The organism is Parazoarcus sp. PS-13 R2A, assembly GCF_057621855.1.
In genome coordinates, this window is record NZ_JBYEXN010000076.1 from 1 (window position 1) to 310 (window position 310).

General features: G+C 67.4%; 1 pseudogene. It reads left to right on the forward strand.

Annotation, left to right across the window (positions count from 1 at the left end):
* A pseudogene (locus AC22G6_RS21900) lies at positions 1 to 310 on the forward strand (metal-dependent hydrolase); the annotation flags it as partial.

The following is a 310-nucleotide window of genomic DNA, read 5'->3' on the forward strand; positions in this document are numbered from 1 at the left end:
TGTGGTCGGCGGTGCCGGTCACGTGTGGGGCGCGCTCGTCGGTGCGGGCGTAATCACCATCCTCAAGCAGTGGCTGCAGGATCTGCTGCCGCGCATCCTCGGCACCAGCGGCAACTTCGAAGTGATCGTGTTCGGCCTGATGATGGTGCTGGTGCTGCAGCGTGCCCGCGACGGCCTGTGGCCCATCCTCACCCGCTTCGTACCGGTGAAGGCGAAGCAGAAGACCATCGACCCGAGTGCGGTCGCCCTGCCACGGCGCACCCTGCCCAAGGTGGGCGAGCGCATTCTCGAAGCCAAGGCGGTGACGCGC